Source organism: Qipengyuania pacifica (assembly GCF_019711555.1).
Lineage (GTDB): Bacteria > Pseudomonadota > Alphaproteobacteria > Sphingomonadales > Sphingomonadaceae > Qipengyuania > Qipengyuania pacifica.
In genome coordinates this window covers 174315-198584 of sequence record NZ_JAIGNQ010000001.1, presented here as the reverse complement: position 1 = coordinate 198584, position 24270 = coordinate 174315, and the positions used below count along the sequence as shown (strand labels likewise).

Below are 24270 nucleotides of genomic sequence, written 5' to 3'. Positions count from 1 at the left end.
CGATAAGGGTGCGGGTATGGGAGATACACAGATCGCCGCCAAGCTTGCCGAACCATTTGGCAGCTATTCGCAAATCATCGCCGACAATGCTGCTGAGTTGGGCGAAAAAATCGCCATTCGGGACGATGATGCCGAGATCACCTGGGCGCAGCTCGGCGAGAAGGTAGAGCGGATCGCTGCACGGCTGTTGGAAGAAGGGCTGGAGCGCGGGCAATCGGTAGCGATCCTTGGGTATTCGTCCATACCCTACGCGCTCGTATTTTTTGCGGCTGTGCGGGCGGGCGGAGTGGCGGCTCCACTGACTACCAGCGCCAGTCCCGATCAGCTGGCCGGAATGGCGAAGGATTCCGGCGCTACCCATATCTTCATGGATCGCGCGAAGCTGAACGAGTTGGGCGACGGCTGCTTTGCGGACATGACGCGTATCGTGCTGGACGAGGACCTCGACACGTGGATGGCACCCGAAGGCGCCAAGGCCGCTTCGTTCGATCCTGAACCTGCCGATGCCTTCAACATTATCTATTCGAGCGGGACCACCGGCGTTCCCAAGGGTATCGTCCATTCTCACCAGATGCGGTGGCGCCAATTCGCTTCAACGGCATCGAGCTGGCTGGAAAACGGAATGCGGGTGTGCACCTTCGCATCCACGCCGCTCTATTCGAACACTACGATGGTTGCGTTTCTGCCACCCCTGCTCGCTGGCGGCACCGTACGGGTAACGCGCAAGTTCGACGCGCTGCGATGGCTTCAGCTCGCAGAGCAAGACGGCACGACTGCCACCATGCTGGTGCCGGTACAGTACCGCCGCCTGATGCAGGAGCCACGCTTCGACGAATTCGACCTCTCTTCGCTACAGCTCAAATACTGCACCTCTGCGCCGTTCCCGGCCGAACTGAAGCGGGAAGTGCTCGATCGGATGCCGGGAGCGTTGGTGGAAATCTATTCTATGACCGAAGGCGGCGTCGTGTGTCTTCTGGAAGCCCACAAATTTCCCGACAAGCTTCATACTGTCGGTCGCCCCGCTCCGGGCAGCGAACTCAAGGTGCTCGACGATGAGGATAAGCCCGTAGCACCTGGCGAGGCGGGAAATCTCATCGGCAGAAGCCAGACGATGATGACGGGATACAAAAACCAGCCCGCGAAAACACAGGAAGGGTACTGGACCGACCCTGAGACTGGCGAACTGTGGCAGCGCATGGGCGATATCGGGCGGATGGATGCCGAAGGTTTTGTTGAATTGGTGGGCCGCGCAAAGGACATGATCATTTCCGGCGGGTTCAATATCTTTCCCGTCGACCTGGAGGATGAACTGGCCAAGGAGGCCGATGTCGTCGAAGCGGCCGTCATCGGCGTACCCAGCGAACGCTGGGGCGAGACGCCGGTTGGCTTCATCACGCTGAAGGAAAGCGCCCGCGACTGCGACACGATTCGCGATGCGGTCAATTCCCGGTTGGGAAAAACGCAGCGGCTGGCTCAGCTCCATGTTATCGATGAAATGCCGCGCAGCCACATCGGGAAACTTCTCAAGACGGAACTTCGTGAGGAAGCAGTGCGGCGCGGTTTGCCCGCGTGACGCTCGCGGTGGCTGCGGCTTTCGAGACGCGGCGCCAACTTCTTGGGGGGAGGGAGAGGAATGTCGGCGGCCGCGTCTCTACTCGCTGCCATATCGCCTCGCAGACCCGGCAGGCATGGTGCCGACCGCTCTTGGCGAGGAAGGCCAGAAACGCGGCTGCTTGGACTGCCGTCGTATCTGTAATTCGTCCGAAACGGCTCCTCATGGGTCACCGTCTGGCTGTGAGGGTTGTAATAATCTTTCACGTCTTTGAACTAAAGTGTGAAAACTTGGATTGGTGTTGCGTTTTGCGCAACCCATCTCGGCCACGTCCCATGATTATTTCTGGGGGCGCCGAAGACGTGAGAAACCAATAAGTTGCATGGAAGTGCACATTTGCCGGGGGATCGCCGCAGCAGGGTGATCAACGGCGTCTGTCCCCGACCAGCCTCTTGTTGGCCATGGGGACAATTTCCCGAGCGTAAGAGCCAATGCTGGACAGCGGGCGTGCCCTGCCTTTAACGGACCGCATGCAGCCAGAGCACCTCCCCGATTCCATACTCATTGTCGATTTCGGCAGCCAGGTCACCCAGCTTATCGCACGCCGCGTGCGCGAGGCGGGGGTCTATTCCGAGATCGCGCCGTTCACGCAGGCCGAGGAAGCCTTTCATCGCCTGCAACCCAAGGGGATCATCCTTTCCGGTTCGCCTGCGAGCGTGTGCGACGAAGACAGCCCGCGCGCACCGCAGATCCTGTTCGATAGCGGACTGCCGATTCTTGGCATCTGCTACGGCCAGCAGGTGATGAGCCAGCAACTTGGCGGCGAAGTGCGTCCCGGCCACGAAACCGGCGATGGTGGCGAGTTCGGCCGAGCCTATCTGACCGTTACCGAGGAGTGCGCGCTTTTCGACGGGCTATGGAAGAACGGCGAACGTCATCAGGTCTGGATGAGCCATGGTGACAAGGTCACGCGTTTTGCACCCGGTTTCAAAATCGTCGCGACAAGCGATGGGGCACCGTTTGCGGTCATCGCCGACGAAGAGCGCAAATATTACGGCACGCAGTTCCACCCCGAGGTGGTGCATACCCCTGACGGCGGGAAGCTATTGGCCAATTTCGTGCGCCATGTCTGCGGCCTCGCCGGCGACTGGACGATGGCCGAATTCCGCAAGACCAAGATCGAAGAAATTCGCGCGCAGGTTGGTGATGGCAAGGTTATCTGCGGCTTGTCTGGCGGCGTCGATTCCGCGGTTGCCGCAGTGCTCATTCATGAGGCGATTGGCGATCAACTGACCTGCGTCTTCGTCGACCACGGGCTGATGCGCATGAACGAGGCCGAGCAGGTCGTGACCCTGTTCCGCGACCATTACAATATCCCGCTCGTCCATGTGAATGCCGAAGAGATGTTCCTGGGTGGGCTGGAAGGCCAGACCGACCCGGAAAAGAAGCGCAAGTTCATCGGCGGGGCCTTCATCGATCTGTTCGAAGCCGAAGCGAAGAAGATCGGCGGAGCGGATTTCCTTGCGCAGGGAACGCTCTATCCAGACGTGATCGAAAGCGTCAGCTTCACCGGCGGGCCGAGTGTCACGATCAAAAGCCATCACAATGTCGGCGGCTTGCCCGAACGCATGAACATGAAGCTGGTCGAACCCTTGCGCGAACTGTTCAAGGACGAAGTGCGGGAACTGGGCCGCGAGCTGGGGCTGCCGGAGATTTTCGTCGGCCGCCATCCGTTCCCCGGGCCCGGCCTCGCCATCCGCATTCCCGGTGAAGTCACCAAGGAACGCTGCGACATTCTACGCAAAGCGGATGCGATCTACCTTGAAGAAATCCGCAACGCCGGGCTTTACGACGCGATCTGGCAAGCCTTTGCGGTGCTGCTGCCCGTCAAGACCGTAGGCGTAATGGGGGACGGCCGCACCTATGACAGTGTGTGCGGCTTGCGCGCCGTAACCAGCACCGACGGGATGACGGCCGACATCTATCCCTTCGATGCCAGCTTCCTCAGCCGCGTTGCAACGCGCATCATCAACGAGGTGCAGGGCATCAACCGAGTGGTCTACGACTATACCAGCAAGCCGCCGGGTACGATCGAATGGGAGTGAATTGGAACTCCCGCTAGGGTCCGATCCCCGCACGGACGTCATACGGCGGCTTCAGGCGCTGCTTGTCCAACGGTTCGGACGTATCGAACGCGCGGCCGCCGCGTGGCGGCAACCGGAATGGGTACTGGTCCAGGGTGTGATCGGTGCGCAGACGAAATCGGAGATTTCGAACGCTGCCACTGATCGCCTGTTAAAGCGGTTCAAGAGCTGGGAAAAGGTTGCGACCGCTGCGCTGGACGAGTTGCAAGCCGAACTCACGAAGCAGACTTATCCCGGCGTCGCAGCCGAACGGCTGAAGGCCAGCCTGTCGGCGATTGTAGCCTCGCGCGGCAAGGTCGATCTTTCGCATCTTGGTGAAATGAAAACTCACGAAGCCATGAACTGGCTGGAGCAGCTACCCGGTGTGGGGCGCAAGATCGCTGCCGGGGTCATGAATGCATCCACACTTGACCGGCGCGCCATCGTTCTCGACGGTCATCACAAGCGTATCCTTCAGCGAATGGGCCTTGTCCCGCCGAAAGCAAACACGGAACGCGCCTTCGACGCGATCATGCCTGTAATGCCGGAAGAATGGTCCGGCGCTGACTATGATGAACACCACTTGCTGATGAAGAAGCTGGGCCAGTCATGGTGCCGACCGTCGATGCCGGATTGCGCCACCTGTCCGGCTCTGGCCCTGTGCAAGACCGGCCTGGCAAACACATGATTGCTGCATTGTCCCGCTTGCTGCAGAAAGGCAGTCGATGAAGCGCCTGGCCTCGATCCTGTTATGGTCCGCGATTGCGGCAGCGTTCATCGGACCGGGCACGGTCACGGCTGCCGCCAGCGCCGGTGCCGATGCCGGTACGGCGCTGCTATGGGCAGTGGTGTTCTCCGGCATTGCCACATTTACTCTTCAGGAATTCGCTGGCCGGCTGAGCGTAGCTACGGGCGATGATCTGGCGACTATCCTGCGGCGTCGGTACCCCACCGGTTTTGCACGCATCGCCACCCTTATCCTGATTGGTGGTGCAATCCTGCTGGGGTGCGCTGCCTATGAAGCTGGCAATATACTGGGCGGGGCAGCGGGCGCGATGCTGGCGTTACCTTGGTCCAAGGAAGCTGTTACGCTCATCCTGGCCGCGATCGCTGCGGCCCTCCTGCTTTCGGGATCGCCGCAAGGCGTGGCCCGGACGATGGCGATTTTCGTCGCGCTCATGGGCGCGGGATTTCTCGCCGTGGCGATCTCGCTGGCTCCCCCGCTTGCGTCGCTCTTTGTCGGACTTGTGCCCACACCGGGCTTCGGCGACGACAGTGTCGCATTGCTTGGGGTACTTGCCTTGGTCGGCACCACGGTGGTGCCGTACAATCTCTTTCTCGGCGCTGCTTTGGCCCGGGGGCAGGGGTTGAACGAAATGCGCTTCGGACTGGGCGTGGCCGTCGGCCTCGGCCTGCTGATTACCGCTGGCATTCTCGTGGTGGGGACGTCGCTCACCGGCGAATTTTCTTTCGATGCACTGGGCGACGTTCTGGCAGTTGAACTTGGCGGTTGGGCGCGGACCGGTTTCGGGATCGGCCTGCTCGCTGCTGGCGTCTCGTCGGCAGTGACTGCACCGCTGGCCGCCGCGCTGACGGCGCGGGGCCTGTTCGGCGCGCCAGACGACGCCCGGTGGCAGGCATCCGGATGGCGTTTTCGTTCAGTGTGGCTGGTCATCCTGATCATCGGCGTGGGGTTCGGGCTGGCCGACATCCGGCCGACACCCGCAATCCTAGCCGCGCAGGCGTTCAACGGCGTGTTGCTACCGCTGGTCGCTCTATTCCTGCTTGCAGCGATGAACGATGGGGCTTTGTTAGGCGAGAACGCCAACGGACCTGTGGCCAATGCGTTCGGCCTGCTTGTCGTCGGGGTTGCCACTATGCTGGGACTGACCGCGCTTGTGCGCGCAGCCGGTACCGCCTTCGGCTTCGAATTGCCCGAGCCGGGCCTGATGCTCCCGGCCTTTGCTGTGGTCGGCGTATTCGTAGCGAGGGCGGTTATCCGGGCGGCGGGCCAAAAAGCGTTACGCGAGGCCTGACCGGGCGATCAACCTTCGGTGTCGACCTTTTTGTAAGGGACGAACTCGTCGAGCAGCAGGATTCCTGACAGAAAGCCATTGACCCGATCGACCAGCTTCACCTGATCGGTACGGCACAGGCTCGATCCGCTGAACCGGTCGATGACCATGATGTCGCGATCATCGATACTGTCGGGATTGCGCGTATAATTGACCCATACGGTGTCGCCATCGCGATAGGTCAGGGCCGTGCCGTCGATCTGGCTGAGATTGCGACTGCCCAAGGTGCGGATACAGCTTTGCGGCTCGCCTGCAACGCGACCGTCAAGCAGCTTGGCCAGCTTCTCTTCGCCGCGTGTCATCTGGGCGTTTTCATCCGCCAGAACGGGCGAGGAGAGCATTCCGAAAGCGGCAGTGGCTAAGGCGATGTGCTTGAACATGTCGAATCTCCTGAAGGATGTTCGGATACTAGACCCTCGTGACTGAACCTTCGATGAGTCGAACGCCTGGCGGGGTCAGGCCGTTCCGCCCACGGTAATGCCATCGATAAGCAGGGTGGGTTGCCCAACGCCGGCGGGCACGCTCTGGCCTCCCTTGCCGCAGACGCCGATGCCTTCATCGAGAGCCATATCGTTGCCGATACCGCGCACCTTGGTCAGCACAGTCGGCCCGTCACCGATCAGGGTGGCACCCTTTATCGGGGCAATCACTTTGCCCTTTTCGACCTTATAGGCTTCCGTACAGGCGAAGACGAACTTGCCGGATACAATATCGACCTGTCCGCCGCCGAAGCTGGTTGCGTAAATTCCGTCGTCCATACGGCTCAGAAGTTCTTCTGGATTGTCCGTTCCGCTTTGCATGAAGGTATTGGTCATACGCGGCATGGGCGCGTGTTCGTAGGACTGGCGGCGCCCATTACCGGTCGCCTCCACGCCCATCAGCCGTGCGTTGAGCCGGTCCTGCATGTAGCCTTTGAGAATGCCATCCTCGATCAGGACGGTTTCGCGTGTGGGGGTTCCTTCATCATCGATGCTGAGTGAACCCCGGCGGTTTGCGATGCTGCCATCGTCGATGACGGTGACGCCGGGCGCCGCCACGCGTTCGCCGATGCGGCCGGAAAAGGCGCTCGTGCCCTTGCGGTTGAAATCTCCTTCGAGGCCATGTCCAACAGCTTCATGCAGCAGCACACCCGGCCAGCCGGGGCCGAGCAATACAGTCTTCTCGCCCGCAGGGGCCTCGATGCTCTCCAGATTTACCAGCGCTTGGCGCACAGCTTCATCGACCGCGTTCATCCACCGGCCTTCATCGAACAGCGTATCGTAGAGATAACGTCCGCCGAAGCCGAAACTGCCGGTTTCGCGGCGCCCGTTCGCTTCGGCAACGATGCTGACGTTTAGTCGCACGAGGGGGCGAATATCGCGCGCCGTGAAACCATCGGCGCGGATGATGTCGATCGCGCTCCAGCTGGCCGACATGCCCGCAGTAACTTGCGCTACGCGCGGATCCTCAGCCCGTGCAACAGCGTCGATCTTCTCGAGCAAGGCCACCTTCTCGGCGAACGGCACCAGATCCAGCGGGCTGGCATCGGTGTAAAGATGGCGATTGGTTCGTTCCGGCGGGGCGGAATGCGGAGATTTGGTCGCGTCCAGCAATTGCAGCGTCTCGCCTGCGCGGGCGATCGCTGCGGCGCTGATTTCGTTCGCATGGGCAAAGCCGGTTGTCTCGCCGGAAACGCCGCGCAGGCCGAACCCCGAATCTCGACTGTAATCAGCGGTCTTCAGCCGACCATCGTCGAAGGCGAAGCTCTCGGTCGCCATGAACTGGAGATAAAGCTCACCATCGTCGCAAGGCGCCAGCAGCCGTGCTGTCAGTGCCTTGGCTTCCTCGGGGTCGAGCTGGTTGTAAAGAAGGGCGTGGGGATCGTTCGCTGGCGTCATACCATCCTATGTAGGGATGGCTGCAGCCAAAGGCGAGGGGCCACTGCCAGCCTCACGGGTGCCCGGGATCGGCGCCTTCGGATATGTCCATCAACTGCGACTGATCGACGCCGTCTGCTGGTCCGCCGATCAGCACGAAGCGCCGGTCGCAATAGCCGCAATCGACATAACCATGCTCGTCGATCTCGAGATAGACTTTCGGGTGACCGAGTGCGGCGGGCTTGTAATTCACGCCGGTACGGATGTCGGTTGCGCCATCGCACCACACGCGCCGCGTGGTGACCTTGGACAATTCGGGAGGAGGCAGGCTCATGAACAATGCCGATAATATGTGCATCGCGCCTACGCAAGCATTCGCCGCTTGTCGCATTGGCGCGCTGCACCTAGGTCGGCTGCATGACTACTCCCCCAGCGATACGCATCGACGACCTCGTCAAGGAATATGCACCTGCCGGCCCGGGCGAAAAGCCCAAACTTGCGCTGAAGGGGGTAAGCTTCGATGTCCCGCAAGGCGGCATTTTCGGATTGCTGGGTCCTAATGGCGCAGGCAAATCCACCCTTATCAATATTCTCGCAGGTTTGGTCAGGAAGACCCGCGGCAGCGCCGAAATCTGGGGCTTCGATATCGGCGATAACCCGCGCAATGCGAAGCGATCCATCGGGATCGTTCCGCAGGAGATCGTCTTCGATCCCTTTTTCACGCCTTTCGAAGTGCTGGAAAACCAGGGGGGCTTTTACGGTATTCCCAAATCGGAGCGGCGCAGCGAGGAACTGCTGAAAGCGGTGCATCTTTGGGACAAGCGCGATGCCTATGCACGCACGCTATCTGGCGGGATGAAGCGCAGGCTTCTGATCGCAAAGGCGATGGTTCATTCGCCTCCGATCCTCGTGCTCGACGAACCGACTGCGGGAGTCGACGTCGAATTGCGCCGCCAGCTCTGGGAATTGGTGACCGATCTCAACCGGCAAGGTGTGACGGTCGTTCTGACTACGCACTATCTCGAAGAAGCTGAGCAGCTTTGCGATCGCATCGCGATCATCAACCATGGTGAACTGATCGCCGAAAAACCGACGAGAGAACTGGTGGGAATGGCGCGGGAAAAAGTCGTGTCAATCACGGTGGACAAGGATTTGGGCGGTCCGATCATGGAAGAGGCTTTCACCAAAGCCGAAGTAATCGAACCGCGCAGGCTGGAAATCACTTACGATCGCGACAAGGCGAGCGCTGGGCAGGTGCTGGCCCTGGTCCAGTCGCATGGCTACGCAATCGAAGATGTCACCACGCGCGAGGCAGATCTGGAAGACGTCTTTGTCCAGTTGACCGGCGCGGGGTGATAACAACCGCTACATAAAGGCGCGGGGCCCCAGGCCAGCATCCTTTACCCGCTGAAGTTCCCAGTGATGTGGCTCGATCTCTTCCATCGGTGCCTTGCAATTACGGCAGCGCCCTACCTGCTGGCCTGCTGCGCGCTTTACATTCGTGCGATCTACGCTGTGCTTTCCGACAGCGCAGGCAATACGTCCCAGTCCCATTTGCGACCCTCTGCGTCCCTTGTGATATTCCCCTATCGATTCGTGCCTTAAGGCGGCCGTGACGCTGCGTTAACCGTGCTGCGCCGAATCGTGGCTGGCATGCTGCGAGTTTGAAATATCCGCGGCGAATTGAGCAGTTTCACTGTATTTCGCCGAAGTCTGTTTTTCTTGCCGCCCGCATTCTGGCCAGCCATGACGTTGTGATGACAGCAATTCCTCATGACGTCCTGGTGATCGGTTCAGGCGCTGCCGGCCTGACTGCGGCACTGGCCCTGGCCGAAACGAAAAAGGTGCTCGTTCTGGCGAAGGGGCGGCTCGACAGCGGTTCGACTGCTTGGGCGCAAGGGGGGATCGCCGCCGTTCTCGATGCGGGCGATACGTTCGAAAACCACGTTCGCGATACTATGATCGCTGGCGCGGGCCTCAATAATCGCGAAACGGTGGAATTTGTGATCGAGCGGGCACCCGCCTCGATCGACCGGTTGAGCGAACTGGGTGTTCCTTTCAATCGCGAAGCGGGCGATCTTCATCTTACTCGGGAAGGCGGGCACTCGCATCGCCGCATCGTCCACGTAAACGACGCGACGGGGTGGGCCGTGCAGGCGGCATTGCTCAAGGCGGCGGAGGAAAATCCGAACATTACCCTGCTGCCCGGCCAAAGCTGCGTGGACCTGATTACAGGACGCAATCAGGTCGACTATTCCGGTTCGGGTCGGGTGTGGGGTGCCTATGCGCTCGATGAGGAAACCGGCGAGGTCGTGTCACATGTCGCCCGCGCAACGGTGCTGGCGGCAGGCGGCGCAGGGCGCGTCTATCTGTTCAGTACGGCTCCACGGGGCGCGACTGGCGATGGTATCGCCATGGCCTGGCGGGCAGGCGCGCGCGTTTCCAACATGGAGATGATGCAGTTCCACCCGACGTGCCTCTACAATCTCGACGTCAAGAATTTCCTGATTACCGAAGCCGTGCGCGGTGAAGGCGGGCGCTTGCTGAACCCGATCACGGGCGAGCGGTACATGAAGAAATATGACCCTGAGCGGATGGAGCTTGCCCCGCGCGATATCGTGGCGCGGGCCAACGACGATCAGATCAAACGTCACGGCCTCGATTACGTCCATCTCGACATCAGCCACGAGCCGCCCGAGTTCGTGATGGAGCATTTCCCCACCATCCACGAAAAGCTGCTCGGGCTGGGGATCGACATGACCAAGGGACCGATCCCCGTCGTCCCGGCTCAGCATTATACCTGCGGCGGCGTTAAGATCGGGCTCGATGCCAAGACCGATCTGCCGGGTTTGTGGGCGGCTGGCGAATGCACGGAAAGCGGGCTGCACGGCGCCAATCGGCTTGCGTCGAATTCGCTGCTCGAATGTTTCGTGTTCGGCGAGGCGGCGGCCAAGGACATTCTCGAATGCTGGGACAAGCTCGACGACCCGCCGGAAATCCTCTCCTGGGATGAAAGCCGGGTAACCGATTCCGACGAGGAAGTGGTGATCAAGCAGAACTGGACGGAAATTCGCCGGTTCATGTGGAACTACGTCGGCATCGTACGTACCACCAAGCGGCTCGAGCGCGCCGCGCACCGCATTCGCCTCCTGCGCGACGAGGTCGAAGATTATTACGGACATTTCCGTGTGACGACCGATCTCATCGAACTGAGAAATCTGCTCGAATGCGCGGACCTCATCGTGAGCAGCGCATTGAAGCGGCACGAAAGCCGCGGGCTTCACTTTATTCTCGATTATCCCGAAACCAACCCGATCGGGCGCGACACGGTACTGGTCCCATAGGGCGATGCCCTAGTCGGCAAGGCCCCGGTCTGGGCGCATGGGAGGAAACCCCCGTCCGAATTGGTCGACGGGTATCTCGTCCCGCGCATGCTGCAACGTGCCGAGCATGAAATATTTTACCGTGGCCTCGCCGATCGGGCGGGCAAACCCGATCCCGATTTCTTCGCCTTCCGCCCACCTGACTTCGCCTTCAACCGCCACCCCTTCGAGCAGGGTAACCGTCACGGCTTCGCCGACCTCCGCATTGACGCGGGTTCCGGTGATCTTGCAGCCTTCGCGTGAAAGGTTGAGCATTCTGCCGCGCGCAGCAACGCCGTTGATGGAAACCATCACGTCGTCGTCGGTCTTGGAGCGATTGCCCCTACGCTTTTCCATCCCGGTGCCCCCGCGGATTGAGATCCCGCATTAGCAGAGCCAGACAGTTCGCGCCTTGTATTGTAGGAAGGCGACATAAGCGAAATAAAGGTGTCATTCTACCGTGACCCAAGCGCCGTATCATGCGGCTTATGGCATGCGCTCATTATTCTTATGTCGCACACTTCCGATGGACAACGCGTTGCTTTTCAGTTGAACCTGCGATTCTGTGAACCACGGGAGAGGCGCGTGCCAAAGGCGACAGCGAACGGGATCGAAATTCACTACGAGGAAACCGGCAATCCGGCCGATCCAGCGATGCTGCTGATCATGGGGTTCGGCGCGCAGCTCACCCTGTGGCCCGACGAACTGGTGGAAAGACTCGCCAGTCACGGCTTCCGGGTAATCCGATATGACAATCGCGACATCGGCCTCAGCCAGAAATTCGATGGGGTAAAGGCACCCGGCCTGATCAAGCTGACCTTGATGTCCAAGATCGGCCTCACGCCCAAGGTTCCCTATACCCTGGCAGACATGGCTGACGATGGCGCCGGTCTGCTGGACGCGCTCGGAATCGACAAGGCGCATATCGTCGGTGCGAGCATGGGCGGAATGATCGCGCAGCATCTTGTGCATCGCCATGCGGACAGGTGTCTTTCACTGACATCCGTTTTTTCGACCAGCGGCAATCCCAAACTGCCGCCCGCCAGGCCGGAGGCGATGAAGGCGCTGGTGACCCGTCCCGACAGCACGGACGAAGACGTGCTTGTCGATCACGGGGTGATGCTGGCGCGAACCATCGGATCGCCCGGCTACCCGACGGCGGAAGACCGCCTGCGCGATCGCACGCGCGCCAGCATTCGCCGCAGCTTCTACCCTGAAGGGCCTATGCGCCATCTCTCGGCCATCGTGGCGGATGGGGACCGGCGGCCTATGCTGAGGGATATCGCCGTGCCCACCCTCGTGCTACATGGCGAAGACGATCCGCTTGTGCCGTGCGAAGGCGGCAGGGACACCGCAGCCTGCATTCCGGGCGCGAAGCTGAAGACCATTCGCGGATGGGGCCATGACCTGCCTCTGGAACTGGTCGATGAGGTGGCCGATGCCATCGCCGGCCACGCCAAATCTGCGACAGGCTGACACACTTCCTCGCAAGCAAGCGCAGGTGATGGTCCTAAGGAACCTCACAGCGAGCGGGACAGCGTTGGGTTGAAAAATTGCGCGCCGGGATTCGAATGATTCTCAACCCGGCACGATGATTTTTGCCCGCAAAATTTTTTTCCCGGATTCATTTTCGGGCTTGCGTGCTCGCCAAGTCCAGCTTGATCCACGCGTCGCGGCGTTGCACCTGGATAAAGCACTTCGCCAACAGGCCGCCGACCTTCTTAAAAGTTCATTTACGGTCTTGCACACGAGTCCCGTCTGATTCAGTATCTAGTAGTCGGGATACCGGGGGTACCCACAAGACCTAGCTATCGGCGGTTTGCTCCCCATATAGGGAGAAGCCGCTTTCAAGCCGGGGCTGTGGGGAAAAGCGGGATAAGTTTTTACCCTCGAACCGCACAAAATTGCTAGGTGGGAAGACAGTCCCGCCGACTCGAACACAAGCGGAACATGCGCAGCCCGGTCATGGGCGGGCGGTACACTCAAACGGCGGGGCAGACGATGGATTTCAAGAGCGGGAACGACACGGCGATGGCACTGGATCTGGATACGCACGACACTGTCGACGAGCCCACCACCAAGAAGAAGGCGGTCGCCATGGACAAGTCCGACAACGGTAGCGAGCAGCTGGTTCAGGAAGCCGCGGGCGAAGCTCTTGCCGGCGCGGTTGCGGCCGTTGCTGCGCAGGCGACCAAGGAAGACAGCAAGAAGGTTCTCGATCGCCGTTTCGACGTGCAGATCGATGAAAGCCGCGATGCGCTGCTGACCGAATTCGGCAAGGAAACCCTGACCGACCGCTATCTGCTTCCGGGTGAGAAATATCAGGATCTGTTCGCCCGTGTCGCGGACTATTTCGCCGACGATGGCGATCATGCGCAGCGGCTCTACAACTACATTTCGAACCTGTGGTTCATGCCCGCAACGCCCGTGCTGTCGAATGGCGGCACCACGCGCGGCCTGCCGATCAGCTGCTACCTCAATTCGGTGTCAGACAGCCTCGACGGTATCGTCAACACATGGAACGAAAACGTCTGGCTCGCCTCTAAAGGCGGCGGCATCGGCACTTACTGGGGGAATGTTCGCGGTATCGGCGAACCTGTCGGCCTCAACGGCAAGACCAGCGGCATCATTCCCTTCGTGCGTGTAATGGATTCGCTGACTCTCGCGATCAGCCAGGGTAGCCTGCGCCGCGGTTCGGCCGCTTGCTACATCGATGTCACTCACCCCGAGATCGAGGAATTCCTCGAAATCCGCAAACCCAGCGGGGACTTCAACCGCAAGGCGCTGAACCTGCATCACGGTGTGCTCGTAACCGATGCCTTCATGGAAGCGGTGCGCAATGGTGAGGAATTCGACCTCGTATCTCCGCGCGACGGATCGGTCCGCAAGACCGTGGATGCCCGCAGCCTGTTCCAGAAGCTGGTCGAAACCCGTCTCGCCACGGGCGAACCCTATATCGTCTTCTCCGACACGGTGAACCGGATGATGCCCAAGCATCACCGCGAACTGGGCCTCAAGGTTTCGACGTCGAACCTGTGTGCCGAAATCACCCTGCCGACCGGCATCGACCATCTCGGCAATGATCGTACTGCGGTGTGCTGCCTGTCCTCGCTCAACCTCGAAAAGTGGGACGAGTGGAACGGTGACAAGCAGTTCATCGAAGACGTCATGCGTTTCCTCGACAACGTCCTGCAGGACTATATCGATCGCGCACCGGACGAGATGGCCCGCGCCAAATATTCCGCCATGCGCGAACGCAGCGTCGGCATGGGCGTGATGGGCTTCCACTCTTTCCTGCAGAGCAAGGGCATCGGTTTCGAAAGCCCGATGGCGAAGGTCTGGAACCTCAAGATGTTCAAACACATCAGCGCCAAGGCGGAAGAAGCCTCGCTGGTGCTCGCCCAGGAACGCGGACCGTGCCCGGATGCGGCCGAAACCGGTGCGATGGAACGCTTCAGCTGCAAGATGGCGATTGCGCCGACCGCGTCGATTTCCATCATTTGCGGCGGCACCAGCGCCTGCATCGAACCGATCCCGGCCAACATCTACACGCACAAGACGCTGTCCGGCTCTTTCATCGTCAAGAATCCCTATCTGGAAAAGATTCTCGACAAGAAGAGCAAGAACTCGACCAATATCTGGAACTCGATCCTGGAACGTGGCGGCAGTGTCCAGCACCTCGATTTCCTGACGGCGGAGGAAAAGGCCGCGTTCAAGACCAGCTTCGAAATCGATCAGCGCTGGCTGCTCGAATTCGCGGCCGATCGCGCACCCTATATCGATCAGGCGCAATCGCTGAACCTGTTCATCCCCGCCGATGTCGACAAGTGGGACCTGATGATGCTGCACTTCCAGGCATGGGAAAAGGGCATCAAATCGCTCTATTACCTGCGGTCTAAGAGCGTGCAGCGCGCCGGCTTTGCTGGCGGCGTGGAAGCCGACAACACGGCCGATGCCGCCAAGTACGAACTGGCTGCCGGCGGCGAACAGACCGATTACGAGGAATGCCTCGCCTGCCAGTAAGGTGATGGACTGACCAGATCTGCGGCCCTGCGAGTGTTCGGCACTTGCGGGGCCGTTTCTTCTTCGGAACCTATTCGCGCGCTCAAGCGCTCCTTTCAGGGTTCGAGGAGATTTCGATGGCAGCGCGCGCATATTGGCAGGGACAGATCAGGCTGGCGCTGGTTTCGATACCGGTCGAAATCTATTCCGCCACCAAGTCGGGTGCGCGCATCAGCTTCAATCAGATCCACGAGCCCAGCGGCAAACGTATTTCCTATGAGAAGGTGGTGCCCGGCATCGGCCCGGTCGATCGCGATGAAATCATCAAGGGCTACGAAGTTTCCAAGGGTAATTACGTCCTCTTGGACGATGAAGAGATCGAAGCGGTCAAGATAGAAAGCAAGCGCACGCTTGAACTCGTCCAGTTCGTCGATGCGTGCGAGATCGACCCGCTCTATTTCGAGAAACCTTATTATGTCGTCCCGAATGATGAACTCGCCGAAGAAGCCTTCATCGTCCTGCGCGAAGCCTTGCGAAAATCGAAGAAGGTGGCACTGGGTCAGCTATCCGTGCGCGGCAGCGAAAAACTGGTCGCTATCAAGCCATGCGGCAAGGGTCTGCTTCTCGAAACGCTCCGCTATGCCAACGAAGTCCGGCAGGGACAGTCCTTCTTCGATGACATCGGCAATGCGAAGCCGAAGAAGGAACTGCTCGACCTCGCCAATACGCTGATCGAACAGAAAAGCGCGCCTTTCGATGCAGGCGAATTCGAAGATCACTACGTCGAGGCGCTCCGCAAGCTGATCGACAAGAAGGCAAAATCGAAAAGCAAAAAGGCCATCATCGAAGATGTCGACGAGCCCGAAGCCGCCGATGGCTCCAATGTGATCGACCTGATGGCGGCACTCAAGAAGTCTGTCGGGAAGGAACAGCCCAAGAAGACGACGCGCCGCAAGAAGTCGGCCTGATCGATGGCCGCGCGCACGAATCCGCTGGCGGAATATAATGCCAGGCGCGATTTCAAGGCGACGCCCGAACCGGCCGGCCAGCGGAAGGGCGGAAAAGGGGGCAACCTCTTCATCGTTCAAAAGCACGACGCGACACGGCTTCACTGGGATTTTCGGCTCGAAGTCGATGGAGTCCTGAAAAGCTGGGCAGTTACCAAGGGGCCATCGCCAGACCCCGATGTCAAACGGCTGGCCGTCAGGACCGAAGATCATCCCATGTCCTACGCCGAGTTTGAAGGCGTGATCCCCAAAGGCGAATATGGCGGCGGAACCGTCATGCTGTGGGATCGGGGTCAATGGCAGCCTGTCGAGGGCAAGACTGCTAAGGATCTCGACAAGGGGCACCTTCACTTCACCCTCGACGGCGAGCGTATGAAGGGCGAATGGCTGTTGATTAGGCTGAAGAAAAAGCCCGGCGAGAAGCGCGAGAACTGGTTATTGCGCAAATTGCAGGACGATCAAACCGAAGATGGTGACGCGCTCGTCCAGCGCGAACTGACCAGCGTTCTGACCGGGCGTGCAATGGCGGAAATTGCGGCAGACAAGAACGGCGAATATCCGCTGGCGGGCAAGAAGGACGATGCCTTCCTGGCGCAGATGGAAAAAGCGTCTTCGCATAATGCGCGAAAGGCCAATCCGAAGAAGGGCAAGTCGGCGCCGATACCGAAATATCGCAAGCCACAGCTTGCAACGCTCGTCGATGATGTCCCGGCCGGAAATGGCTGGATGCACGAAATCAAGTTCGACGGCTATCGCGCGTTGATTGCTGCAAAGGGCAAGACTGTTCGCGTTTACACGCGCAACGGGAAGGACTGGACCGACAAGTTCGGCCCTCTGGTTGACACTATCGCCGCACTCGATTTGCCGGCCTGCCTTATCGACGGCGAAATCGTCGCCCATGATGCCAAGGGCAATCCCGATTTTTCCAGCCTGCAGAAAGTGCTGAAGCGCGGCAAGGGAGCGCAGACCGCAGCGGACAGTCTCGCTCTCTATGCCTTCGATCTGCTTTCTCTGGACGGCGAGGATCTGACCGGCCTGCCCAACATAGAGCGCAAGGAACGGCTCGAAGCGCTGCTCGATACGGCGGAACCGCCGATCCATGTCGCGCAGCATGTCCTGGGGGCAGGTGAAAAGCTCTACCGGACCATGTGCAATGCCGGGCAGGAAGGCATCATTTCAAAGACCGTCGAAGGCTCCTATTCCGGGCGTCGCAGCAAGTCCTGGGTCAAAGTGAAATGCACGCGGCGGCAGGAATTCGTCGTGGTCGGGTGGAAGAAGTCTTCGGCCAAGGGGCGCCCCTTCGCCTCGCTGCTGCTCGCTCAGAGCGAGGGTGGCGAACTCGTTTACAAGGGAAATGTCGGTACGGGCTTTTCCGCAGACGATCTCGATGATCTGGCCGCGAAACTGAAACGGATCGAACGCAAGACCAGCCCCGTCGAAACAGACAAGGCGAGCGCGCGCGGCGTTACCTGGGTCACGCCCAAGCTGGTCGCCGAGATCGCCTTTGCCGAATTCACTGCGGACGGGAATGTCCGGCACGGCAGCTTTCTTGGCCTGCGCAGCGACAAGAATGCCGCCAGCGTCGAACCCGAACAGGCGAAAGCCTCTCCCGCGCCTGCCGCGAAGGTGGAAATTTCCAGCCGCGATCGGGTCGTCTTTCCGGATAGCGGCCAGACCAAGGGGCAATTGGCCGATTACTATGCGACAGTTGCATCGATCATGCTGCCCTTCGCTGCCAATCGGCCCATCAGCCTCGTGCGATGTCCGCAGGGCCGCGCCAAGAAATGCTTCTTCCAGAAACACGATAGCGGCAGTTTCGGCGATGGAGTGCATCACGTTGCCATCCGCGAAAAGGACGGCGGCCACGAAGACTATCTCTACATCGACGATCCCCAGGGGCTGCTCCAGTGCGTGCAGATGGGGACCATCGAATTCCACGGCTGGGCCGCACGGTCGGGCGATGTGGAGGCTCCAGACCGGATGATCTTCGACCTCGATCCGGACGAGGGTCTCGGTTTCGACGAGGTCAAGCAGGCCGCACGCGACATTCGCGACCGGCTGGCCGATCTGGGGCTAACCAGTTTCGCCATGCTGTCGGGCGGGAAAGGCGTGCATGTGGTGGTTCCGCTGACCACCGGGCACGACTGGGATCAGCACAAGGATTTCGCGCGCCGCTTTGCAGAAGCGCTCAGCCTTGCAGAGCCCGATCGCTTCATCGCCACGATGAGCAAGGCGAAGCGCAAGGGGAAGATATTCATCGACTGGCTGCGCAACCAGCGCGGATCGACCGCGATCCTGCCCTATTCCGCCCGCGCCCGGTCCGGTGCACCGGTGGCCATCCCGCTCGCTTGGAACGAGCTCAAGGGGATGAAGGACGCCCACCCCTATTCCATCGACGATGCGAAGAAACTGCTCGATCGTGCCCAGTCGAAATCGCTGCATGGCTGGGGCTTTGCCGACCAGCGCCTGCCGGACGTCTGACCCTGCAGCGAACGCCTATGTTTCGACCATCGTGCGGTTCCGCCCGTCCGCCTTGGCGCGGTAGAGAGCTGCATCCGCCGCGGACAGCATGCGGGCCAGATTGGGCGCCTCGGGCCCCTGATGCAGCGCGATCCCGATGCTGGAAGTGCAGGTGGCGGTCGACGTTGCGCCATGGTCTTCGATCTCGATCCGTTCGATCGCGACGCGCAGTTCTTCGGCAATGGCCTGGGCCCGGCCCGCGTCGTCGGCGCGCAGCAGGAAGATGAATTCTTCCCCGCCGAAGCGCGCGGCGAGCCCGCCGTGGCGGCTGGCGGCGTGGCGCAGCACTTCTGCCACCGCCCGCAGGCACGCATCCCCGGCCTGATGGCCCCACCGGTCGTTGAACGCCTTGAAATGATCGAGGTCGAGCATGAATAGCGCCGGGCCCGCCTGTCCCGCCGTGGCGGGCATGGAGTAATGTTCGGCAAAGGCCTGCTCCGCCCGGCGGCGATTGGCGAGGCCGGTCAGCGGGTCTTCCATCGACAGTTCGGTCAGCCGGGCGTTGCTCCCTTCCAGCGTCGCCGCGCGGCTGCCCGCCTCCAGCGTCAGCAGCAGATTGCGCCGCTCGAGCCAGTGGACGCGGTGGGCGATGATCGTCGCGGTTGCGGCGGTGACGATGGTGATCGCCGCGAAGGCGCTCGTCTTCACGATGTCGTGCTGGCTCATGTAGAGAAAGCCGCCGACCGCCAGCACGTAAAGCAGGATGAAGGCGACCAGCGCCGGCCCGCGGAACGGCAGCACCGGCAGCGCCAGCGCGAGCAGGGTCACCACACCCAGCGCCAGCAGCGCATCGCCGGGCGAGGGGACGAACAGGCTGGCGAACGCCATGCTCAGCCCGAATGCGATCAGCGCCAGCGCGATCATCACCTTCTGCAGCCCCACCAGCCGCCGCGGCAGAAGCAGGGCGATCCCGCTCAAGGGAAGGACCAGGCCGAGCCGCACGGCCGCCACCTGTCCCAGGTTCTGCGGCGCCACCAGCAGGTCCGTCGCCAGCGACAGCACGGCCACCACCATGATCACCACCAGCAGGAACCGCCCTTCGCGGTAATGCGTGTCGGCCAGGGCGTCCTTCAACGCGGCGCGCAGGCGATCGTCCCACGCAGACGGTGGGTTGTCGCCGGCAAGCGCGGCATGCGCTGCCTTGCCAAGGTTGAAATCGTGCGCCCGGTTCATTGTTGATTACGTACTTACCCGAATACCGCCTGCGCGCAATGATTTGGCTCGATTTTGGACCCGTCCCATAAGAAAGCCCCGCTCCGGCAAAAACCGGGCGGGGCTTCATCCGATCCGCTGACGGGATCGCTATGTCGCGGGATCAGGCGCGTTCTGCGGCCTTGGTCCCCAGACCTGCGGGAATGCGTGCGCTTTCCTTCAGGTAGATGCGGTTGTCGTCGATCTTCTCGACATCGTCCATCGACAGGAAGTGGTGGATGTCATCGCTGCTGTCCGACTTGGTCAGCTTGATGGCATCGCCTTCGACTTCATCGACCGTGCCGACATGGATGCCCTTACAATCGGCGACCTCCATGTGTTCCTTGATGCGTAGCTTCTCAAACATTGAAAACCCTTTTATTTTGTGTGACTTACACTAAACCAACGGGTGGCAGCGCATAAAAGGTCCACGGTCCGTCCGGCGTGAGGCACGCTCTGTTGGATCGCCTGTCCAGACCGCCCGTTTCTGAACGATCGGCGCCGCGATGCATTGGGAAGGGGAAGCATCAAGGAGACATTTCGATGAACGACGACCGGCTATGGGAATTCGAACGCACGCTATGGACCGGCGGGGCCGACGCTTATGAAACGCAGGTGGCAGAGGATGTGGTGATGTCGCTCCCGGCTGCCCCTTTCCTTTACGATCGCCGCGCCGCGGTGGAGGCGGTGAAGAACACTCCGCGCTGGGACGAGGTCGAATTTGCCGACACTCGGGTGGAACGCCATCAGGAAGGGCTGATCGTGATCGCCTATCGCGCCAGGGCGAAGGGCGGCGAACGCACTTACGATGCGCTATGCACCAGCACTTTGCTGCGCCTCGATCATGAAGAATGGGTGGTCATCCAGCACCAGCAGACCCCGCTGGGCGTCGAAGTGGCCGATCCCAACGGCTGAGCCCGCACCGCGCTGTCCGCAGTCCCTGAATACCCCCCAAAAAATTGGCGCCCCACCCCTCGCAGGAAGGGCAGGGCGCCGGGGGCTGCGGACATCGCCCGCAAAAGGGGAAAACCGAACGATGTCGCTATCCCCGTGATTGTCCTGCCGACCGGTGGCTCCGGAGACAGGACCGTCTGATTATCTAACCGGCCTCAAGCCCGCAGGTTCCTGCGATTCGTCACACCTGCAAGAGAATTCATGGCCAGCTTATCCCCGCCGAATCGACAAGGCTTGCCTTCGAATCCGCTCTCTGATTCACTATATGAGTCGTTCACGCGAATACGGAGACCCACAAGATGTCGTTGCTCGAAGCCCGCAAGACCTACAAGCCCTTCGAGTACCCCTGGGCCTACGAGTTCTGGAAACGCCAGCAGCAGGTGCACTGGCTGCCCGAAGAAGTGCCCCTGGGCGAGGATTGCCGCGACTGGGCGCAGAAGCTTTCCGATCACGAACGCAACCTGCTCACGCAGATTTTCCGCTTCTTCACGCAGGCCGATGTCGAAGTGCAGGATTGCTATCACGACAAATACGGTCGCGTGTTCAAGCCCACCGAAATCAAGATGATGCTGACCGCCTTCTCCAACATGGAAACGGTCCACATCGCCGCCTATTCGCACCTGCTCGACACCATCGGCATGCCTGAAAGCGAATACGGCATGTTCCTCGAATACGAGGAAATGAAGGACAAGCACGACTACCTTCAGGAATTCGGCGTCGACACGGATGAAGATATCGCCCGCACGCTCGCCATGTTCGGCGGCTTTACCGAAGGGCTGCAGCTCTTCGCCAGCTTCGCGATGCTGATGAACTTCCCGCGCTTCAACAAGATGAAGGGCATGGGCCAGATCGTCAGCTGGTCGGTCCGCGATGAAAGCCTGCACTGCGAAGGCATCACCCGCCTGTTCCACGAATTCGTGCGCGAGCGGGACTGCCTGACCAAGGCGGTCAAGGAAGACATCATGGACATGTGCCAGAAGACGGTGCGCCTGGAGGACAACTTCATCGATCTCGCCTTTGAAGACGGCCCCGTGCCCGGCATGACGGCGAAGGAAATCAAACGCTACATCCGCTACATTGCGGACTGGCGCCTCAGCCAGCTCAACCTCCAGCCGATCTACATGATCGAAGATCACCCGCTGCCCTGGCTCGCCCCGCTGCTGAACGGCGTGGAACACGCCAACTTCTTCGAAACCCGCGCAACGGAATATTCGAAGGGCGCGACCAAGGGCGATTGGAACACGGTGTGGTCCAGCTTCGACAAGCGCAAGAAAGCCAAGGCTGCGAACGAACAGGAAGCCGAAGCCGACGACGGCCCGGGCCTGTTCGGCGAAGACGCCGGGGTGCAGGCAGCGGAGTGATGTAAGTTGGATGACGTAGAACCGGGGGCGTTTGATCCAAACAAATTCGCGGCAGAAGTCGTGATCCAAGCTGTTGATGCGGCGGTGGGGAAGGTCGGTGGCTCTTCCGCCGTCAAAAAGCTGCGGCGGTTGTATCAGCAGGTTTCGGATGCATACGCGCCGTATTTGGAGAAAACATATCGGCGAGTAAGCACGATCAGGACTTTCCTGAAGCCTTCAGAGTCAATCGATCTCTTAAGCGCCTATGTTCCCGTAGATCTCGAATGCGATCCAGAGCAAGTAGCTGCTTCAGAACTTTTGGACCGTGTCCATCACGGAAAGTCTTTCGTTATCAATGGATTGGCTGGTCGAGGCAAAAGCGTCCTAATGCGCTTTCTCGCGGTATCCATGTATCATTCGCCCCGCGGTAAACTGCCACTATTCCTCGAACTCCGGAACCTAAACAGCCTTACTACAAAAGACCTGCTCCAATACATTCATGCGCAGTACAAAAGCGATAGCGACCTTCGTTTTGATGACTTCGTTCACGCTCTCCATCAAGGTTACTTCGTCTTGCTTCTCGACGGATTCGACGAGATTTCACCAAATGATCGTGATTCAATTGAGCGCCAAATTCTGGAATTGGTCGACGAACACCCGGAATGCTCCATCGTAGTTTCAGGAAGATATGACGATCGCTTTTATTCATGGGAGAGATTTTCTTCTTTCAAATTGTTACCGATGACACGCCAACAGACACGGGATCTGATCGAAAAGGCTGAATACGACGAACGCGTAAAGCGAAATTTCTTAAAGCGGTTGACTGAGGAGTTTTTCGAGAAGCACGAAAGCTTTCTAAACACTCCTCTTCTTGCAATAATGCTTATGCGCACTTTCGAAGAATATGCAGAGATCCCGCATAGTCTTCACGAATTTTACCGAAACGCTTTTGACACTTTAGTACGTCGGCATGATGCGATGAAAAGTCAGTTTCTCAGAAAAACTCATTCTGGCTGTACCGCTGAAGAATTTAAGCGCATTTTTTCAAGCTTCTGCGTATTAACTTACTCAAAATCCGCGTTTTCGTTCTATCGCGGGGATGCGATTGAATATTTGAGTTCGGCGATAAGGCAACAAGAAATAAATGCTGAGCCTGAGAAGGTTCTCGACGACCTTATTGAGTCGGTGTGCTTATTGCACGAAGAGGGCTTTGAGATATCTTTTGTTCACCGGTCATTTCAAGAATATTTCTGTGCTTTATTTGTTGCCTCGGCGCCAAGCGGTTTCGTTGAGAGATACTTAGAAACCGCGAATGTCAGAGTTCACGACGACGTTCTTCCAATGCTGATTGGGATTAATCAGGATCGAGTAGAGGATGAATGGGCGAATGAATTTGTTTCCGATGTGTTGAGGAAATATCCGAAACGGGACGTGAGCAGGCACTGCAGATTCGTTGCAGATCGACTGCCGAAATGGGGCGTGGAGATCATGGGAAACTCTACCTTCGTAACGATCTTAGAGCATTCCAAACTTGATCGTTGTGCGCTCATAATAAGGCAATTCTATCCCGCTGTTTTTTCTAAACATCAAAATGTTCGTGCACGTACGAGGCAAGATTTTGATGATCTTGAAAAGGCTTACCTAAAAGAGCTCGTTCGATTAGAAGAAAGCGGAGTTGAGGCCTTAAAAGGACTTAGTGTTGTACTTGCGGATCACAACACCAAAGAAGGGCCGGAGCTTTTCGCTTTTGAAGTTGATGATCGATTCTGCGACTTTTTTGACATAGTCTATGATGGCAATCTGGAAAGCTGGCTCAGAAGCTTTGAGGCTATCCAAAAAAACCAGGCAAGCCGGAAGCGTAGCGGAGAAGCGTTCATAGACGATTTGTTCGCGTAATTTGCCACGCCTGAGGTGCCGCTCGATTACGTGCGGCTCGCTCGACAGGAAGGCAGGAGGTGGCAGCACGCTGGGCAGGGCAAAGATATAGGCGGAGGTCGCCAGCGCGATCGGCAGGATCAGCGGGCCCATCGAAAACCACGTTGCATGTCAGCCCGGTCGCCGTTTGCCAAACCGCGCTGGGCGAACGGCGGGCCTGCGCCGCGTGCGGTCGAAGCGGACGTTCCGGGACATGCCGTTTGGTAGCCCAGCCCCGGATATTGGCGCCAGCACGCAGATTTCCCAAGGCCTGGCCGAAATGTCCTAGTAAAACGGTAATTTGGCTCAATCCGGCCCCCTACTGTCGCAAGCGCTGAAACCGCACTCCCGCCCATTGCTTGATTGGGTGCAGC

General features: G+C 59.5%; 20 protein-coding genes. 14 read left to right on the top strand and 6 right to left on the bottom strand.

Annotation, left to right across the window (positions count from 1 at the left end; all coding sequences use genetic code 11):
- Positions 1–16 precede the first annotated feature (16 nt).
- The 4 genes from K3177_RS00975 (at position 17) to K3177_RS00960 (ending at position 5711) form a co-directional block, all read left to right on the top strand.
- The gene (locus K3177_RS00975; protein ID WP_221596428.1) at positions 17–1573 is read left to right on the top strand and encodes a class I adenylate-forming enzyme family protein; all 1557 of its coding nucleotides are present in this window, start codon (positions 17–19) and stop codon (positions 1571–1573) included.
- 509 nt (positions 1574–2082) lie between these two features.
- The gene (gene guaA, locus K3177_RS00970; protein WP_196847062.1) at positions 2083–3657 is read left to right on the top strand and encodes a glutamine-hydrolyzing GMP synthase; all 1575 of its coding nucleotides are present in this window, start codon (positions 2083–2085) and stop codon (positions 3655–3657) included.
- Position 3658: 1 nt separating this feature from the next.
- Entirely contained in the window at positions 3659–4363 is a 705-nt protein-coding gene (locus tag K3177_RS00965; protein ID WP_221596426.1) for an endonuclease III domain-containing protein, read from the top strand.
- 37 nt (positions 4364–4400) lie between these two features.
- Complete coding sequence (locus K3177_RS00960) at positions 4401–5711, top strand: NRAMP family divalent metal transporter (RefSeq protein WP_221596424.1); 1311 nt, start codon at positions 4401–4403, stop codon at positions 5709–5711.
- A gap of 8 nt (positions 5712–5719) precedes the next feature.
- Here the strand turns inward: K3177_RS00960 and K3177_RS00955 are convergent, their stop codons facing one another.
- The 3 genes from K3177_RS00955 to K3177_RS00945 form a co-directional block, all read right to left on the bottom strand.
- Complete coding sequence (locus K3177_RS00955) at positions 5720–6130, bottom strand: hypothetical protein (RefSeq protein WP_103024067.1); 411 nt, start codon at positions 6128–6130, stop codon at positions 5720–5722.
- A 75-nt stretch (positions 6131–6205) separates the two neighbouring features.
- Complete coding sequence (gene tldD, locus K3177_RS00950; RefSeq protein WP_221596422.1) at positions 6206–7627, bottom strand: metalloprotease TldD; 1422 nt, start codon at positions 7625–7627, stop codon at positions 6206–6208.
- 52 nt (positions 7628–7679) lie between these two features.
- Positions 7680–7940 (bottom strand): zinc-finger domain-containing protein, encoded by a 261-nt coding sequence (locus K3177_RS00945; protein WP_103024069.1) that lies wholly within the window; start codon positions 7938–7940, stop codon positions 7680–7682.
- Between the two features lie 83 nt (positions 7941–8023).
- Between K3177_RS00945 and K3177_RS00940 the strand changes: the two genes are divergently transcribed.
- Together K3177_RS00940 and nadB are read left to right on the top strand one after the other, a co-directional pair.
- The gene (locus K3177_RS00940; RefSeq protein WP_196847048.1) at positions 8024–8962 is read left to right on the top strand and encodes an ABC transporter ATP-binding protein; all 939 of its coding nucleotides are present in this window, start codon (positions 8024–8026) and stop codon (positions 8960–8962) included.
- A 401-nt stretch (positions 8963–9363) separates the two neighbouring features.
- A complete protein-coding gene (gene nadB, locus K3177_RS00935; RefSeq protein ID WP_221596420.1) occupies positions 9364–10950 on the top strand; it encodes an L-aspartate oxidase in 1587 nt (528 codons plus the stop codon).
- Between the two features lie 9 nt (positions 10951–10959).
- Here the strand turns inward: nadB and K3177_RS00930 are convergent, their stop codons facing one another.
- Positions 10960–11325 carry a PilZ domain-containing protein gene (locus tag K3177_RS00930; RefSeq protein ID WP_221596418.1) on the bottom strand — a complete coding sequence of 122 codons (366 nt, stop codon included), beginning with the start codon at positions 11323–11325 and terminating at the stop codon, positions 10960–10962.
- Positions 11326–11553: 228 nt separating this feature from the next.
- On the opposite strand from K3177_RS00930, the gene K3177_RS00925 reads away from it, so the two are divergent.
- From K3177_RS00925 to ligD, 5 genes are all read left to right on the top strand, one after another.
- Positions 11554–12444, top strand: a complete 891-nt coding sequence (locus tag K3177_RS00925; protein WP_345725331.1) for an alpha/beta fold hydrolase — start codon at positions 11554–11556, stop codon at positions 12442–12444.
- A gap of 115 nt (positions 12445–12559) precedes the next feature.
- The gene (locus tag K3177_RS00920; protein WP_221596413.1) at positions 12560–12730 is read left to right on the top strand and encodes a hypothetical protein; all 171 of its coding nucleotides are present in this window, start codon (positions 12560–12562) and stop codon (positions 12728–12730) included.
- Positions 12731–12999: 269 nt separating this feature from the next.
- Positions 13000–14991 carry a ribonucleoside-diphosphate reductase subunit alpha gene (locus K3177_RS00915; RefSeq protein ID WP_420493665.1) on the top strand — a complete coding sequence of 664 codons (1992 nt, stop codon included), beginning with the start codon at positions 13000–13002 and terminating at the stop codon, positions 14989–14991.
- A gap of 116 nt (positions 14992–15107) precedes the next feature.
- Complete coding sequence (ku, locus tag K3177_RS00910; RefSeq protein WP_221596411.1) at positions 15108–15938, top strand: non-homologous end joining protein Ku; 831 nt, start codon at positions 15108–15110, stop codon at positions 15936–15938.
- Positions 15939–15941: 3 nt separating this feature from the next.
- Complete coding sequence (gene ligD, locus K3177_RS00905; RefSeq protein ID WP_221596409.1) at positions 15942–18458, top strand: DNA ligase D; 2517 nt, start codon at positions 15942–15944, stop codon at positions 18456–18458.
- 15 nt (positions 18459–18473) lie between these two features.
- Here the strand turns inward: ligD and K3177_RS00900 are convergent, their stop codons facing one another.
- Positions 18474–19670: a GGDEF domain-containing protein gene (locus K3177_RS00900; protein ID WP_221596407.1), complete on the bottom strand. Its 1197-nt coding sequence runs from the start codon at positions 19668–19670 to the stop codon at positions 18474–18476.
- Positions 19671–19812: 142 nt separating this feature from the next.
- Entirely contained in the window at positions 19813–20055 is a 243-nt protein-coding gene (locus K3177_RS00895; RefSeq protein WP_196847038.1) for a DUF2171 domain-containing protein, read from the bottom strand.
- A 176-nt stretch (positions 20056–20231) separates the two neighbouring features.
- On the opposite strand from K3177_RS00895, the gene K3177_RS00890 reads away from it, so the two are divergent.
- From K3177_RS00890 to K3177_RS00880, 3 genes are all read left to right on the top strand, one after another.
- Entirely contained in the window at positions 20232–20603 is a 372-nt protein-coding gene (locus tag K3177_RS00890; protein ID WP_103024080.1) for a DUF4440 domain-containing protein, read from the top strand.
- Between the two features lie 338 nt (positions 20604–20941).
- Positions 20942–22003 carry a ribonucleotide-diphosphate reductase subunit beta gene (locus tag K3177_RS00885; protein ID WP_103024081.1) on the top strand — a complete coding sequence of 354 codons (1062 nt, stop codon included), beginning with the start codon at positions 20942–20944 and terminating at the stop codon, positions 22001–22003.
- A 6-nt stretch (positions 22004–22009) separates the two neighbouring features.
- Positions 22010–23878: an NACHT domain-containing protein gene (locus K3177_RS00880; RefSeq protein WP_221596405.1), complete on the top strand. Its 1869-nt coding sequence runs from the start codon at positions 22010–22012 to the stop codon at positions 23876–23878.
- Positions 23879–24270 lie beyond the last annotated feature (392 nt).

Bases quoted from the DNA above. Each gene is read 5' to 3' on its own strand.
- K3177_RS00900 (WP_221596407.1), bottom strand. From the start codon at position 19,670: ATGAACCGGGCGCACGATTTCAACCTTGGCAAGGCAGCGCATGCCGCG.
- K3177_RS00915 (WP_420493665.1), top strand. From the start codon at position 13,000: ATGGCACTGGATCTGGATACGCACGACACTGTCGACGAGCCCACCACC.
- guaA (WP_196847062.1), top strand. From the start codon at position 2,083: ATGCAGCCAGAGCACCTCCCCGATTCCATACTCATTGTCGATTTCGGC.
- K3177_RS00885 (WP_103024081.1), top strand. From the start codon at position 20,942: ATGTCGTTGCTCGAAGCCCGCAAGACCTACAAGCCCTTCGAGTACCCC.
- K3177_RS00890 (WP_103024080.1), top strand. From the start codon at position 20,232: ATGAACGACGACCGGCTATGGGAATTCGAACGCACGCTATGGACCGGC.
- K3177_RS00945 (WP_103024069.1), bottom strand. From the start codon at position 7,940: ATGAGCCTGCCTCCTCCCGAATTGTCCAAGGTCACCACGCGGCGCGTG.
- nadB (WP_221596420.1), top strand. From the start codon at position 9,364: ATGACAGCAATTCCTCATGACGTCCTGGTGATCGGTTCAGGCGCTGCC.
- tldD (WP_221596422.1), bottom strand. From the start codon at position 7,627: ATGACGCCAGCGAACGATCCCCACGCCCTTCTTTACAACCAGCTCGAC.
- K3177_RS00920 (WP_221596413.1), top strand. From the start codon at position 12,560: ATGATTTTTGCCCGCAAAATTTTTTTCCCGGATTCATTTTCGGGCTTG.
- K3177_RS00975 (WP_221596428.1), top strand. From the start codon at position 17: ATGGGAGATACACAGATCGCCGCCAAGCTTGCCGAACCATTTGGCAGC.
- ku (WP_221596411.1), top strand. From the start codon at position 15,108: ATGGCAGCGCGCGCATATTGGCAGGGACAGATCAGGCTGGCGCTGGTT.
- K3177_RS00960 (WP_221596424.1), top strand. From the start codon at position 4,401: ATGAAGCGCCTGGCCTCGATCCTGTTATGGTCCGCGATTGCGGCAGCG.
- K3177_RS00930 (WP_221596418.1), bottom strand. From the start codon at position 11,325: ATGGAAAAGCGTAGGGGCAATCGCTCCAAGACCGACGACGACGTGATG.
- K3177_RS00955 (WP_103024067.1), bottom strand. From the start codon at position 6,130: ATGTTCAAGCACATCGCCTTAGCCACTGCCGCTTTCGGAATGCTCTCC.
- K3177_RS00895 (WP_196847038.1), bottom strand. From the start codon at position 20,055: ATGTTTGAGAAGCTACGCATCAAGGAACACATGGAGGTCGCCGATTGT.
- ligD (WP_221596409.1), top strand. From the start codon at position 15,942: ATGGCCGCGCGCACGAATCCGCTGGCGGAATATAATGCCAGGCGCGAT.
- K3177_RS00940 (WP_196847048.1), top strand. From the start codon at position 8,024: ATGACTACTCCCCCAGCGATACGCATCGACGACCTCGTCAAGGAATAT.